This window comes from Xanthomonas sp. CFBP 7698 (genome assembly GCF_003600855.1).
Lineage (GTDB): Bacteria > Pseudomonadota > Gammaproteobacteria > Xanthomonadales > Xanthomonadaceae > Xanthomonas > Xanthomonas cannabis.
Genome location: NZ_PRDN01000001.1, coordinates 713,237 through 727,053, shown reverse-complemented (window position 1 = coordinate 727,053; position 13,817 = coordinate 713,237). Strand labels below are relative to the sequence as shown.

Here is a 13,817-nt window from a genome sequence, read left to right as displayed (position 1 = left end):
CTGGCGTTCGCTATGCTTGTGCCATGACAACCTCCTTCCAGATCTCCCGACGTGCGCAGGCGCTGACCAGTTCGGCGATTCGTGAAATCCTCAAGGTGACCGAGCGGCCGGAGGTCATTTCCTTCGCCGGCGGCCTGCCATCGCCGGCGACCTTTCCGGTCGAGCGCATGCGCGCGGCCAGCGATCAGGTGTTGCGCGATGCACCGCAGGCCGCCTTGCAATACGGGCCCACCGAGGGCTACGCGCCATTGCGCGAATGGGTGGCGGCCCGGCTCAGTCGCGATGGCGCGGTCATCCGGCCCAGCCAGGTGCTGATCACCACCGGTTCGCAGCAAGGCCTGGACCTGCTGGGCAAGGTCTTCATCGACGAAGGCAGCAAGGTGCTGGTGGAAACGCCCAGCTATCTGGGCGCATTGCAGGCGTTCTCGTTGTTCCAGCCCGCGTTTGTCGGCATGCCATCGGACGAGGAGGGTGTGGTGGTGGATGCGCTGGAGCCGGCGCTGCTGGCCGATGCGCGCTTCCTGTACTGCCTGCCCAATTTCCAGAACCCGACCGGGCGGCGCTTGCCGCTGGCGCGACGTCGGGCGCTGGTGGCGCGCGCTGCCGAGGCAGGCGTGCCCCTTGTCGAAGACGACCCGTACGGCGAGCTGTACTACAGCGGGCAGCCGCTGCCGGGCCTGCTGTCGATGAATCCGGACGGCGTGATCTACATGGGCTCCTTCTCTAAGGTGCTCGCGCCCGGTCTGCGGCTGGGCTATGTGGTGGCGCCGGAGGCCGTGCTGGGCAAACTGATCCAGGCCAAGCAGGCGGCCGATCTGCATACGCCGTCGTTCACCCAGCGCGTGGTCTACCAGACGCTGCAGGACGACTTTCTGGAGACCCACATCCCGCAGATCCGCGCGCTGTATGCGCGCCAATGCAGCCTGATGCTGGAAGCGCTGGACAGGCATTTTCCGCCCCAGGTGCAATGGAATCGCCCCGAAGGCGGCATGTTCCTGTGGGTGAGCCTGCCGCCCGGGCTGGACGGTACCGCACTGCTGGCGCGCGCCATCGCACGCAATGTCGCGTTCGTGCCCGGCGCACCTTTTTTCGCGACGCTCCCGCAAGCCAACACCTTGCGGCTGTCGTTCGTCACCGTGCCGGGCGAGAAGATCGATGCCGGCATCCAGGTGCTCGGCGAGGTGCTGCGCGAGGCGCTGGCCGAGCTGCCGGGGCAGGGCGCATGAGCGCGCCCGCTACGCTGCAGGACGCGCCGACCGCAACGCGGATCGATAGCGTCGCCATCGGCGTGGCACGCGACTTCACGCGCCCCGGCAGCCGCAGCGCGATCGACAAGCGCGCCGTGCGGGGCTCGGTGCAGGTTGCGGTGGACGGTCTGGCCGGCGACGAGCAGGGCGACCGGCGCGTGCATGGCGGGCCGGACAAGGCGATCCATCACTATCCGCGCGACCACTACGCCGCCTGGCGCAGCGAATTTGGCGCGCATGCGCTGCTGGAAGCTGCCGGCGCCTTCGGCGAGAACCTGAGCAGCACCGGCCTGACCGAGGCCACGGTCTGTCTTGGGGATCGCTTTACGTTGGGCACGGCGGTAGTGGAGGTCTCGCAGTTGCGCCAGCCATGCTGGAAGCTGTCGGACCGCTTCGGCGTGCGCGAGATGGCGCGCCGGGTGCAGGACAGCGGACGCACCGGGTGGTATTACCGCGTGCTGCAACCCGGCGCGGTGGCCGCCGGCGACATGCTCACATTGCAGGAGCGACCGCATCCGCAATGGACACTGGCCCGCCTGCAGCAGGTGCTGTGCGCGCGCACCGTCGATACCGCCGCGATCTCCGATGTGCTGACGTTGCCACTGGTGCCCTCGTGGCGCGCGTTGTTCGAGCGTCGCCTGCAGCGCAGCGAGGTCGAAAGCTGGGCCAAGCGCCTGGACGGCATGGACGACTGAGCAAACGTCGCCCCGGTCGATGTGAGCGGCAATCCCTCACCCAAGCGCCACGCCACCGCAGGCCCCCTCGCTCCCAGCCACACCACACCCAACAACCGCCAAACCTCGCCAGCCGCTCAGCCACAGCACACCGCTCTTACGATTCCAGATTCCCGATTCCCCAATCCCAGCACCTTGTGCAACCCACACCGCATCGCTAGCCTGCGGGCATGACAACGTCTCCTGTAAAAGTGTTGATCCACGGTGCCTCCGGGCGGATGGGCAAGGCCTTGTTGCGCCTGGCGGCCGAAGACGATGGCTTGCATGTCGTCGGCGCAGTGGTAGGGCGCTCGCCCTCGCAGCGGGTGGTCGACGGCGTGCCGTTCTTTGCCGCCAGCGAGCTGGGCGGTGCGCCGGCCTACGATGTGGCAATCGACTTCAGTCTGCCGCAGGGCTTTGCGCCGGTCCTGGCGTTGTGCACGCAGCGCGGCAAGCCGCTGGTCTCCGGCACCACCGGGCTGGACGAGGCGCAGCGCGCCGCCCTGCTCGATGCCGCGCGGCAGATTCCGCTGGTATGGGCGTCCAACTTCAGCCTGGGGGTGGCGGTGCTCACCGAATTGGTCGAGCGCGCCGCCGGCACCTTGCCCGGATGGGACTGCGACATCATCGAAGCCCATCACGTGCACAAGCAGGACGCACCCTCCGGCACCGCACTGACGCTGGGCGAAGCGGCCACCGGCAGCGGTGCGCAACCGCGCTTTGCCAGCCTGCGCGCCGGCGATATCGTGGGCGAACACACGGTGCAGTTCACCGGCCTGGGCGAACGGGTGGAGCTGGTGCATCGCGCAACCAATCGCGACATCTTCGCGCGCGGCGCCCTGCATGCAGCCAAGCGCCTGATCGGGAGGCCGGCCGGTAGCTACCGGGTGCGCGACCTGGTGCTGTAACGCGCCGCGCAACCGCGCGTGAACGGTTGCCAGGCGCGGCAGCGTATTCATGCCGCTCCGGCGCGGCGTCTGCCGCTTCGGCTGCGCGACAGGGTGGCATGCGGGGGCACTTGCCTTTACAATTCTCGCTTGCCCGAACCAGCGTCGGACCGGTCCTCAGCACCGCGTCCGCGCTTTGCTGCAACCGGAATTTGGCCGGAAGCGCATCGGAGTCCCAGGCAGCCAGAGCGAGACCCCACGTGACCCAACCCGCAATCCTTGTCCTCGAAGACGGCACCGTGTTCGAGGGCGAATCCGTAGGCGCCAACGGGCTTTCCGTCGGTGAAGTGGTGTTCAACACCGCCATGACCGGTTACCAGGAAGTCCTGACCGATCCCTCCTACGCCCGCCAGATGGTCACGCTGACCTATCCGCATATCGGCAACACCGGCTTTACCGATCAGGACGACGAAGCCCGCAAGATCTGGGCCGCCGGCCTGATCGTGCGCGATGTGCCGCGCCGTCCCAGCAACTGGCGCAGCCAGGTGGCCCTGCCCGAATGGCTGCAGGCGCGCGGCGTGGTGGCCATCTCCGGCATCGACACCCGCAAGCTGACCCGTTTGCTGCGTGAGAAGGGCGCCCAGAACTGCGCGCTGATGGCCGGCGAGATCGACATCGAAAAGGCATTGGAAGCCGCGCGCAAGTTCCCCGGCCTGAAAGGCATGGATCTGGCCAAGGTGGTTTCCACCGAGACCAGCTACAGCTGGCAGGAAGGCTCGCTGGATCTGAATTCAGACACCTTCGTACGCGCCGAGTTGAAGCACAAAGTTGTCGCTTATGACTATGGCGTCAAGCTCAACATCCTGCGGATGCTGGCCGACCGTGGTTGCGACGTCACCGTGGTACCGGCCCGCACGCCGGTGGCCGAGGTGCTGGCACTGCAGCCGGATGGCGTGTTCCTGTCCAATGGCCCGGGCGACCCGGAGCCCTGCGATTACGCCATTGACGCGATCAAGGAGCTGGTCGCGCAGAAGGTGCCGACCTTCGGCATCTGCCTGGGCCATCAGTTGCTGGCGCTGGCCGCCGGCGCGAAGACGGTGAAGATGGCCACTGGCCATCACGGCGCCAACCACCCGGTGCAGGATCTGGATGGCGGCCGGGTGATGATCACCTCGCAGAACCACGGGTTTGCAGTGGATGAAAGCAGCCTGCCTGCCAATGTGCGGGTGACCCATCGTTCGCTGTTCGACGGCACCAACCAGGGCATCGCGCTGACCGACGCACCGGCGTTCTCGTTCCAGGGCCATCCGGAAGCCTCGCCCGGTCCGCGCGATGTGGGGCCGTTGTTCGATCGGTTTGTGGATCTGATGGCGGCACGCGCCTGATGAAAGCAGGGCTGGCCTCGCTGCCGCACACACGCCATTGGCGGGTGTTCGCGTTGGCGATGCTGGCGCTGTCCGCGTATCCGGCGTTCGTGTTGATCGCGGTGTATTCGCAGTGGATGGGATCCGGCCTCCCGGGCGGACGCAACGGCCCGGCCGATGCCTACCGGCACAGCCTTGCAAGCGCCATCGTTGCCTACACCTTGTCTCCGCGTTGCGTGGATTGGGTGACTGCCGTGATGGAGCGCGGTGGCGTTGGCACTCCGAGCCGCGCGATGGATGCGCACAACAACGGGATTGGCGCGCGCATCGGCGCCGCCGCTCCGAGCTGGGCCGCGATGCAGCGAGAGGTTCGCGCCGCGGTCGACCATGGCGCGATCGACGCCCGATCGCCCGACCAAATTACCTGGCTCGCCGCAAAGGCGTGGCAGGACCGACTTTACTGAGGACCCCCATGCCAAAGCGCACCGACCTAAAAACCATCCTGATCATCGGCGCTGGTCCGATCGTCATCGGCCAGGCCTGCGAGTTCGATTACTCCGGCGCGCAGGCGTGCAAGGCACTGCGCGACGAGGGCTACCGGGTGGTGCTGGTCAACAGCAATCCGGCCACCATCATGACCGACCCGAACATGGCCGATGCCGTCTACATCGAGCCGATCAACTGGCAGACGGTCGAGAAGATCATCGCCAAGGAAAAGCCCGACGCCCTGCTGCCGACCATGGGCGGGCAGACCGCGCTGAACTGCGCGCTGGATCTGGCCGACCACGGCGTGCTGGAGAAGTACAACGTCGAGCTGATCGGCGCCAAGCGCGAAGCGATCCGCATGGCCGAAGACCGCGAGCTGTTCCGCGTGGCGATGGGCGAGATCGGCCTTGAATGTCCCAAGGCCGAAGTGGCGCACACGCTGGAAGAAGCGCTGGATATCCAGACCCGCGTCGGTTACCCCACCATCATCCGCCCCAGCTTCACCCTGGGCGGCAGCGGCGGCGGCATCGCCTACAACCGCGAAGAGCTGATCGAGATCGTCGGTCGCGGCCTGGAACTGTCGCCGACCACCGAAGTGCTGGTGGAAGAGTCGGTGCTGGGCTGGAAGGAATTCGAGATGGAAGTGGTGCGCGATACCGCGGACAACTGCATCATCGTCTGTGCCATCGAAAACCTCGACCCGATGGGCGTGCACACCGGCGACTCGATCACCGTGGCGCCGGCGCAGACGCTCACCGACAAGGAATACCAGCGCCTGCGCGATGCCTCGATCGCGGTGCTGCGGAAGATCGGCGTGGACACCGGCGGTTCCAACGTGCAGTTCGGCATCAGCCCGACCAATGGCCGCGTTGTCGTCATCGAAATGAACCCGCGCGTGTCGCGGTCCTCGGCGCTGGCCTCCAAGGCCACCGGCTTCCCGATCGCCAAGGTCGCCGCCAAGCTGGCGGTGGGCTACACGCTGGACGAATTGCGCAACGAGATCACCGGTGGGCTGACCCCGGCCTCGTTCGAGCCGTCGATCGATTACGTGGTCACCAAGATTCCGCGCTTCGCTTTCGAGAAGTTCCCGCAGGCCGACGCACGCCTGACCACGCAGATGAAGTCGGTGGGCGAGGTGATGGCGATGGGCCGCACCTTCCAGGAATCGCTGCAAAAGGCCTTGCGCGGCCTGGAAACCGGCAAGATCGGGCTGGACCCGACCGGCCTGGATCTGAGCAGCGAAGACGACATCGCCGCGCTCAAGCGCGAGCTCAAGGCACCGGGCCCGGAGCGTCTGTTCTATGTCGCCGATGCATTCCGCGCCGGCATGACGGTGGACGAGGTGTACGCGCTGTCGTTCATCGACCCCTGGTTCCTGGACCAGATCGAAGAGCTCATCAGCCACGAACAGCAGCTAGCGGACGACGGCATGCCGGCACTGGATGCGGCGCGTCTGCGCACGCTCAAGCGCGCCGGTTTCTCCGATGCGCGTCTGGCCGAGCTGATCGGCAGCAACGAAGAATCGGTGCGCACGCTGCGCCGCGCGCTCAAGGTGCGCCCGGTGTACAAGCGCGTTGACTCGTGCGCGGCCGAGTTCGCCACCAGCACTGCATATCTGTATTCGACCTACGAGGACGAATGCGAAGCGCTGCCGACCGGTCGCGACAAGATCATGATCCTGGGCGGCGGGCCGAATCGCATTGGCCAGGGCATCGAGTTCGACTATTGCTGCGTGCATGCGGCGCTGGCGCTGCGCGATGATGGCTTTGAAACCATCATGGTCAACTGCAATCCGGAAACCGTCTCCACCGACTACGACACCTCCGACCGTCTGTACTTCGAACCGCTGACGCTGGAAGACGTGCTGGAAATCGTCGAGCTGGAACAGCCCAAGGGTGTGATCGTGCAGTACGGCGGCCAGACTCCGCTGAAGCTGGCGCGTGCGCTGGAAGCCAACGGCGTGCCGGTGATCGGCACCTCGCCGGATTCGATCGATCTGGCCGAAGACCGCGAGCGTTTCCAGCAACTAGTCGACAAGCTGGGCCTGAAGCAGCCGCCGAACCGCATTGCCCGCAACGCCGACGAAGCCTTGGTGCTGGCGCGCGAGATCGGCTACCCGCTGGTGGTGCGCCCGAGCTACGTGCTGGGCGGCCGCGCGATGGAAATCGTCTACGGCGAATCCGACCTGGCACGCTATGTGCGCGATGCGGTGAAGGTCTCCAACGACTCGCCGGTGCTGCTGGACCGCTTCCTGGACAACGCGGTGGAAGTGGACGTGGACATCATTGCCGACAAGGACGGCAACGTGCTGATCGGCGGGGTGATGGAGCATATCGAAGAGGCCGGCGTGCATTCGGGCGATTCGTCGTGCTCTCTGCCGCCGTATTCGCTCTCGCCGCAGACCCAGGCCGAACTGCGTCGCCAGGTGGTGATGCTGGCCGAAGGCCTGAACGTGGTCGGCCTGATGAACACCCAGTTCGCGGTGCAGGTCAACGATGCCGGCGACGACATCGTCTATCTGCTCGAAGTGAATCCGCGCGCCTCGCGTACCGTGCCGTTCGTGTCCAAGGCCATCGGCATGCCGCTGGCCAAGATCGCCGCCCGCTGCATGGCCGGCAAGACGCTGGCCGAGCAGGGCGCCACCAAGGAAATCGTGCCGGACTACTACTCGGTGAAGGAGGCGATCTTCCCGTTCGCCAAGTTCCAGGGCGTCGACCCGATCCTCGGGCCGGAAATGCGCTCCACCGGCGAGGTGATGGGCGTGGGCCGCAGCTTCAGTGCCGCGTTCGCTCGTGCGCAGGAAGCCGGCGGCATCAAGGCGCCGCCGGTGGGCAAGGCGTTCGTGTCGGTGCGCGACCCCGACAAGCAGCGCGTGTTGCCGGTGGCACAGGCACTGGTGGAGCGTGGCTACACCCTGGTGGCCACGCGCGGCACCGGTGCGTGGCTGCAGCAGAACGGGCTGAGCTGCGAGATCGTCAACAAGGTGGCCGAAGGCCGCCCGCATATCGTCGATTCGATCAAGAACGGCGAGATCGTCTATATCGTCAATACCACCGAAGGTCGCGCTGCCATCTCCGATTCGTTCTCGATCCGGCGTGAAGCGTTGCAGCATCGCGTGACCTATTCGACCACTGTCGCCGGCGCCAAGGCGCTGGTGCATTCTCTGGAATTCCGCGGTACCGGCCCGGTCTGGTCGCTGCAGGAACTGCACAAGGAGCTTCAAGCATGAGAGCACCCATGACGGCAAAGGGCGCGCAACGTCTGCGCGAGGAACTGGACCAGCTGAAATCGGTCAAGCGCCCGGCAGTGATTGCCGCAATCGCCGAAGCGCGTGCGCACGGCGACCTGAAGGAAAACGCCGAGTACCACGCCGCACGCGAGCAGCAGAGCTTCATCGAAGGCCGCATCAAGCAGCTGGAAGGCGAGCTCTCGCATGCCGAGATCATCGACATCACCAAGTTGTCGGCCGGCACCAAGATCGTGTTCGGCGCCACGGTGACGCTGGCAGATACCGAGACCGATGAAGAAAAGCGCTACCAGATCGTTGGCGACCTGGAAGCGGACATCAAGATGGGCCTGATCGCGATTTCCTCGCCGCTGGCGCGTGCGCTGATCGGCAAGCTGGAGGGCGATTCGGTCACCATCGATGCGCCGGCCGGCCAGCGCGAGTACGAAGTGGTCAGCGTCGCGTACCTGGACTGAGCGGCAATACCGCGCGATGACCACCGCCACGCTGCTGCTGCCGGAAAAACGCCGTCTGCCCGGAACCCTGGGCAATGCGCTGGTGGCGCGTGCCTTGGCGCGCGCCGACCAGCAGCAGGCCGTAAGTGGTGAGGTGGCGCAGCTGCAGCGCCATTTCACCCTGACCCCGGCGCACTGGCCGGTGGCTGCGTTGACCCGCCAGCTGGATGCCGGCGATGCCGCCGGCGCCACCTGGGTACGTGCCGACCCAGCCTATGTGGTGCCGGACATGCAGGGCGCCCGTCTGATGGGCTATGGCGAAGCGCTCGGCCCCACCGCCGAGGATGTGGCGGTGTTGCTGCCGCTCCTCAAGCCGATGTTCGGCGATGCCGGTTTCCTGCTCGACGCACCCACGCCATCGCGCTGGTATCTGCGGTTGTCCCCGGACGCGACGTTGCCGGATTTCGTGCCGCCGGATGTCGCAATCGGCGACGACCTGTTCGAGCATCTGCCGGCAGGCGATGCGGGCCGGCGCTGGCGTGCCTTGCTGACGGAGGCGCAGGTGCTGCTGCATCAGCATCCCTGGAACGAGGGCCGCGTGGCCAGCGGCAAGCCGGCGATCAATTCACTGTGGTTCTGGGGTGGCGGTGTGCCGCCACATGCAGTGACATCGCCGCATCGTCAGGTGCGCAGCCGCGAATCGTTGCTGCGTGCGTTGGCGCTTGCCGCCGGTGCCGATGCGCAGGGCGAACAGCGCGTGGATGCGCTGGTGGATCTGCGCCATCTGCGCTCATTGCAGCAGTTTGGCGACGAGGCGCTGGCACCGCTATTGGGGGCAATGGCGCGCGGCGAGCTGGATCGGCTGGTGCTGGATTTCCAGGACGGTGAAACGCTGTCGCTGGCACGCACGCAACGTTGGCGGTTCTGGCGAACGCCGCGCCTGCAGCTGGCGCAATGACGTCCAGCCCGCGGATCGTCCGGCGGCCTGCGGGGCCGGCCGGGCAATGGCCCGATGCCATGCTGCCGCTGCTGCGCCGTCTGTATGCCGCGCGCGGCGTGCGCGACGCGCAGGGCGCGCAGCCGCGCCTGGGGCAACTGCTGTCGCCGCAGCTGCTGCACAACAGCGATGTGGCCGCCAACCTGTTGGCCGATGCGATCGCACAGCAACGGCGCATCCTGGTGGTGGGCGATTTCGATTGCGATGGCGCCACCGCCTGCGCGGTGGGTGTGCGTGGTTTGCGCATGCTCGGGGCGCTGGATGTGCACCACGCTGTGCCCAATCGCATGGTGCATGGCTATGGCCTGTCGCCGGCCTTGGTTGACGAACTGGCGGCGTTGCAGCCGGATGTGCTGGTCACCGTCGACCACGGCATCGCCTGCCATGCCGGTGTGGCCGCAGCCAAGGCGCGCGGCTGGACGGTGCTGGTCACCGACCACCATCTGCCGGGGGAGGTGTTGCCGCCAGCCGATGCGATCGTGGACCCGAACCTGGCCGAAGACAGCTTTCCCAGTAAGACCCTGGCCGGGGTCGGCGTGATCTTCTACGTGTTGCTGGCGTTGCGTGGCGTGTTGCGCGCACGCGGTGCATTTGCCGAGCGCGCCGAGCCGGATCTGTCGGTGTTGCTGGATCTGGTCGCGGTCGGCACCGTCGCCGATCTTGTGCCGCTGGATACCAATAACCGTGCGCTGGTGTCGGCCGGCCTGCGTCGGTTGCGCGAAGGCAAGGGCTGCATCGGCCTGCGTGCCTTGATCGATGCCTGCGGCCGCGATGTGGCGCGCTTGAGCGCCAGCGATATCGGGTTTGCGCTCGGGCCACGTCTCAATGCGGCCGGTCGGCTCGAGGACATGGCACTGGGCATCGAGCTGCTGCTCAGCGAAGACTGGGGCCGCGCGCGCGAGATTGCCGGCACGCTGGAAGAAATCAATGCCGAGCGTCGCGCGGTGCAGCAGTTGATGACCGACGACGCCGAGCAGGCCGTCACAAAGGTGGTGCTGGATGCCGATGGTGCGTTGCCGATGGCCGCCTGCCTGTTCGATGCCGACTGGCACCCGGGCGTGATCGGCCTGGTCGCCTCCAAACTCAAGGACCGGCTGCACCGTCCGGTGATCGCGCTGGCGCCAGCAGAGCCCGGCAGCAGCCAGCTACGTGGCTCGGCGCGGTCGATCCCCGGCCTGCACATCCGCGATGTGCTGGCAGCGGTGGATGCGCGCCATCCCGGCCTGATCCAGAAGTTCGGTGGCCATGCGATGGCTGCCGGGCTGAGCATCGATCACGCGGCGCTGGTCACCTTCGAACAGGCCTTTCAAGCACAGGTGCAGGCGATGGTGGACGCCTCGCTGCTGCATGCCGAATTGCACAGCGACGGCGAACTGGCCGCGCACGAACTCGATCACGTGCATGCCGAAGCGCTGCGCGTGGCCGGGCCGTGGGGGCAGGGTTTTCCCGAGCCCTTGTTCGATGGTCAGTTCGAAGTATTGCAATACCGTGTGCTCAAGGAGCGCCATCTCAAACTGACCTTGCGCTGCCCCGGCCGGCCCGAGCCGCTCAACGCCATCCACTTCAACGGCTGGCGCGGCAGCGAGCCCGCGCGCGTGGTGCGGCTGGCGTACCGTCTGGTCAGCGACGACTACCGCGGCGGCACGGCGGTGCAGTTGATCGTCGAACATTGCGAGCCGGCGTCGTCATCTGGGTGAGTGCGCCGCCGGGCCTGGGCGGCGTTGGCAGTGCAACCTGCTGCGGCCGCGGCATGCCGCGCGCAGGAGCTGACGTTCCGGCTTGCGCCTGTCGGTTTACTTGCTGACCTCGGCCACCACGGTGGGCAGTTCCCATGCACCGCCGGCGGCCACCAGCCGGCACAGGCCGGATGTGGATTTGGAGGTCTGTACAAAGCGGCGGCCATCCCAGGTCCAGCGTTCTTCGCCATAGCAATCACCCAGGCCGCGGCCCTTTTGCGACGACAGGATGGTCGAGCCATCCAGCTCGCTGGCGTGCAGGGTGATCAGGCTTGGTGCAAACGGCGCGCGCGCATTGATTACCCAGAAGCCGGTGCCAACGTTATAGGCGCCCATCCAGCAGTCGGTCGACACCAGCAGCTTGTCGCTGCTCAGGCGGGTGATGGTCAGCGGTTCGGCGGCTTCGCTGGTGTCCAGTCCCTTGCACTCCTCATCGGCGGGAAGCGTGGCACGCAGTGCTTGGTACAACGCCGGCAACGTGCCCAGGCGCGTATCGCCCGCCTGCGCTGCGACGAGCCTGGCCTCGCGGACCTGCGGTGCCGGTAATGGCGGCAGTACGGCGGAGTCGTCGCGGTCGCCCTTGCGCACCAGCGCGCCGCGCGTGCCGAGCCGGCCCTGGAATTCATCCATCTTCAACAGCACGGCCGACGCGCCCTTGTCGGACAGCTGCCAGCGGCGGCCATCGTTGCCGAGTGCGACGATCGAGCTGCTGCGCGGCAACGCCGCCAGCAATGCGGCGATCTGCGCGCTGCTCAGCGATGCGGTGCCGCTCTTGCTGTCCAGCACCAGCTTGCCCTGGGTCCGCTGGTCGATCTGCAGGCTGAGCGAGGCCGGCAGCTTGAGCTCGTCGTACTGGCCCAGCATCAGCTCTGCGGTGACTGCCTCACCGGCACCGGCCTTGCGGGTCAGTAGCACCGACACCGGCAAGTGCTCGCCTTCGTCGGGCTGGTATCCGGCGGCACGACAGGTGCGGGTGTTGTCGCAGGCGATGGTCCAGTCGTCATGGGTGAAGTCGACGCTGGTGGCCGGTGCGGCATGGACGAACGTGGGGCTGAACAACAATGTCGCAGCAAGCAGGGCGGGACGCATCGTGGTTCCTTCAACGCAGGTCGGGCGGGCATCTTGCGGTGCCATCTGCCATGCGTCCAGCCGAGCCAGCGACAGGCGGTGAACACGATTCATCGGGTAGCACGTCGCCTCGCAGCAGCACTGGATGCAGGTAGTGGTGGAATTCGATTCCGGTGTCCTGCGCATGCACCTGCTCGTTGACGAGTACTCCGTATCGCCCCGCGATCGCTGCCTGCGGTATCGCGCACGCCAACGCGTTTGCATGACGAGGCAGGACCGTGCCGCGCGCCATTACGCCGTCATCGCTGGTGTGGTCTGGCGCGTGCGGGTCTCCGGCGCGTGCATCGTCATGCCGAACAACGGCCGCAGCCAGCGCACGCGGCGGATCAGGTATTCGTGCAACAGCAGGCACCCCGCCACGGTGGCAAGCAGCACCAGCGCCGGCTCCAGCCAGGGGCCCAAGTGCAGCGGCGCCAGCCAGTACAGCGCCAGGATGATCAGGCTTTGATGCAGGATGTACCAGGGGAACACCGCCTGGGTGCAGTACGGCAGCCAGGCAAACGGGCGATTCAGACGCTGTCTTGCCCAGCCCAGCAGCGTGAGCAAGGCCAGCCAGGTATACGCCGCACGTGCCAGTCGTTCCACCACGTCCCAGCGTACCGTTGCCAGCATGTCGGACAGCTGTGCAGGATCGAGCGTACGCCCCAGATGCCGGATGCCCAGCTCGAGCGTGATCGCCAGCAGCGCCGCGATCAGGGTCGGCCAGCGCAATTGCACCACCCAGTCCCAGAAGCGTGCGCGATGGGCCAGCACATACCCGAGCACGAACAGCGGAAACGATTCGGCATGCACGAACCAGTCGCCAACCAATGCGTGGGTCGGCGAATGGCGCGGCATCACCCACAGCACGCAGAAGGCTTCCCAGAGGATGGGGACGAGCAGCAGGGCCGGGCCCGCAATGGAGCTGGGCAGGCGCGGCAGGGTGACGGGCAAGGCGCGGCCCAGCGCAATCATCGCCATCAACACCAGGGTGTAGGGCAGCAGATAGGCCAGGTACCACAGGTGGTTCCAGGTGATCCCGTGCTCCCAGCCATCGAAGCTGCCGGCCGGCCACGGCCGCAGCTGCCAGTAGCGCAGCAGAAAGCTGCCGAACCCGGGGACCACCTTGCCGTTGCTCACGCCCTGGCAGTAGGCCTGCACTGCCACCACGACGAACATGCCGAACACTAGTGGCGGCAGCAAGCGCCCGCAGCGCCGCCACGCGAACTGCCACGGCGCACGCTCGGCCCGCGCCAGGCCGATCGCCATGCCCGAGATCAGGAACAGCAGCGGCATCCGCCAGCAGTTGAGCGCAATCATCGGCGGCTGCAGCCAGTCGGTGGTGTAGGCGCTCTTCAGGTGGAAATCCCAGCCGGCCACGTAGGCCATGCCTACGTGATAGAGGATCAGCAGGGCGAAGGCGAAGACGCGCAAGGCATCGATATCGTGGTGGCGCTCGGTCATGGTGCGGTCGGTAACGGAAGAAGTGGGTGCATCCTGCCCGCCGGCTCGCAAGGGCATAGGTGTCAGGGGTGGAAGTGCCCCGGCGCAGTGACCAGTTGTGCCGTCCCAGGGACGAATGGGGGCGGCGGGGGTGAC

11 protein-coding genes are annotated in these 13,817 nt (G+C 66.7%); 9 read left to right on the top strand and 2 right to left on the bottom strand.

Going from position 1 to position 13,817, the window contains the following annotated elements:
- The first annotated feature begins 23 nt into the window (after nucleotides 1–23).
- From XnspCFBP7698_RS02995 to recJ, 9 genes are all read left to right on the top strand, one after another.
- Entirely contained in the window at nucleotides 24–1,226 is a 1,203-nt protein-coding gene (locus tag XnspCFBP7698_RS02995) for a PLP-dependent aminotransferase family protein (protein ID WP_104581430.1), read from the top strand.
- Nucleotides 1,223–1,942, top strand: a complete 720-nt coding sequence (locus XnspCFBP7698_RS02990; protein WP_104581431.1) for an MOSC domain-containing protein — start codon at nucleotides 1,223–1,225, stop codon at nucleotides 1,940–1,942. Before XnspCFBP7698_RS02995 ends, XnspCFBP7698_RS02990 begins: the two co-directional genes overlap by 4 nt.
- Before the next feature lie 209 nt (nucleotides 1,943–2,151).
- Complete coding sequence (gene dapB / locus XnspCFBP7698_RS02985) at nucleotides 2,152–2,868, top strand: 4-hydroxy-tetrahydrodipicolinate reductase (protein WP_104581432.1); 717 nt, start codon at nucleotides 2,152–2,154, stop codon at nucleotides 2,866–2,868.
- A gap of 239 nt (nucleotides 2,869–3,107) precedes the next feature.
- Nucleotides 3,108–4,232 (top strand): glutamine-hydrolyzing carbamoyl-phosphate synthase small subunit, encoded by a 1,125-nt coding sequence (carA, locus tag XnspCFBP7698_RS02980; RefSeq protein ID WP_123137248.1) that lies wholly within the window; start codon nucleotides 3,108–3,110, stop codon nucleotides 4,230–4,232.
- On the top strand, nucleotides 4,232–4,675 hold the full coding sequence (locus XnspCFBP7698_RS02975; RefSeq protein ID WP_123137247.1) for a hypothetical protein: 444 nt from the start codon (nucleotides 4,232–4,234) through the stop codon (nucleotides 4,673–4,675). The genes carA and XnspCFBP7698_RS02975 overlap by 1 nt, the downstream gene beginning before the upstream one ends.
- Before the next feature lie 8 nt (nucleotides 4,676–4,683).
- Nucleotides 4,684–7,926, top strand: coding sequence for a carbamoyl-phosphate synthase large subunit (gene carB / locus XnspCFBP7698_RS02970; protein ID WP_104581434.1), 3,243 nt, complete (start codon nucleotides 4,684–4,686; stop codon nucleotides 7,924–7,926).
- A gap of 8 nt (nucleotides 7,927–7,934) precedes the next feature.
- Nucleotides 7,935–8,399, top strand: a complete 465-nt coding sequence (gene greA / locus XnspCFBP7698_RS02965) for a transcription elongation factor GreA (RefSeq protein WP_172797366.1) — start codon at nucleotides 7,935–7,937, stop codon at nucleotides 8,397–8,399.
- Nucleotides 8,400–8,415: 16 nt separating this feature from the next.
- The gene (locus XnspCFBP7698_RS02960; protein WP_104581435.1) at nucleotides 8,416–9,336 is read left to right on the top strand and encodes a phosphoglycerate mutase; all 921 of its coding nucleotides are present in this window, start codon (nucleotides 8,416–8,418) and stop codon (nucleotides 9,334–9,336) included.
- Complete coding sequence (gene recJ, locus XnspCFBP7698_RS02955) at nucleotides 9,333–11,072, top strand: single-stranded-DNA-specific exonuclease RecJ (protein WP_104581436.1); 1,740 nt, start codon at nucleotides 9,333–9,335, stop codon at nucleotides 11,070–11,072. Before XnspCFBP7698_RS02960 ends, recJ begins: the two co-directional genes overlap by 4 nt.
- Nucleotides 11,073–11,168: 96 nt before the next feature.
- Here recJ and XnspCFBP7698_RS02950 read toward each other — a convergent pair whose 3' ends face one another.
- Both XnspCFBP7698_RS02950 and XnspCFBP7698_RS02945 read right to left on the bottom strand, forming a co-directional pair.
- Entirely contained in the window at nucleotides 11,169–12,200 is a 1,032-nt protein-coding gene (locus XnspCFBP7698_RS02950) for a DUF1176 domain-containing protein (RefSeq protein ID WP_104581472.1), read from the bottom strand.
- A 270-nt stretch (nucleotides 12,201–12,470) separates the two neighbouring features.
- Complete coding sequence (locus tag XnspCFBP7698_RS02945) at nucleotides 12,471–13,682, bottom strand: acyltransferase family protein (protein WP_104581437.1); 1,212 nt, start codon at nucleotides 13,680–13,682, stop codon at nucleotides 12,471–12,473.
- Between the last annotated feature and the right edge of the window lie 135 nt (nucleotides 13,683–13,817).

Coding starts and splice junctions, on each gene's coding strand:
- XnspCFBP7698_RS02960 (WP_104581435.1), top strand. CDS start 8,416: ATGACCACCGCCACGCTGCTGCTGCCGGAAAAACGCCGTCTGCCCGGA.
- carB (WP_104581434.1), top strand. CDS start 4,684: ATGCCAAAGCGCACCGACCTAAAAACCATCCTGATCATCGGCGCTGGT.
- XnspCFBP7698_RS02950 (WP_104581472.1), bottom strand. CDS start 12,200: ATGCGTCCCGCCCTGCTTGCTGCGACATTGTTGTTCAGCCCCACGTTC.
- XnspCFBP7698_RS02945 (WP_104581437.1), bottom strand. CDS start 13,682: ATGACCGAGCGCCACCACGATATCGATGCCTTGCGCGTCTTCGCCTTC.
- XnspCFBP7698_RS02975 (WP_123137247.1), top strand. CDS start 4,232: ATGAAAGCAGGGCTGGCCTCGCTGCCGCACACACGCCATTGGCGGGTG.
- XnspCFBP7698_RS02990 (WP_104581431.1), top strand. CDS start 1,223: ATGAGCGCGCCCGCTACGCTGCAGGACGCGCCGACCGCAACGCGGATC.
- recJ (WP_104581436.1), top strand. CDS start 9,333: ATGACGTCCAGCCCGCGGATCGTCCGGCGGCCTGCGGGGCCGGCCGGG.
- dapB (WP_104581432.1), top strand. CDS start 2,152: ATGACAACGTCTCCTGTAAAAGTGTTGATCCACGGTGCCTCCGGGCGG.
- greA (WP_172797366.1), top strand. CDS start 7,935: ATGACGGCAAAGGGCGCGCAACGTCTGCGCGAGGAACTGGACCAGCTG.
- XnspCFBP7698_RS02995 (WP_104581430.1), top strand. CDS start 24: ATGACAACCTCCTTCCAGATCTCCCGACGTGCGCAGGCGCTGACCAGT.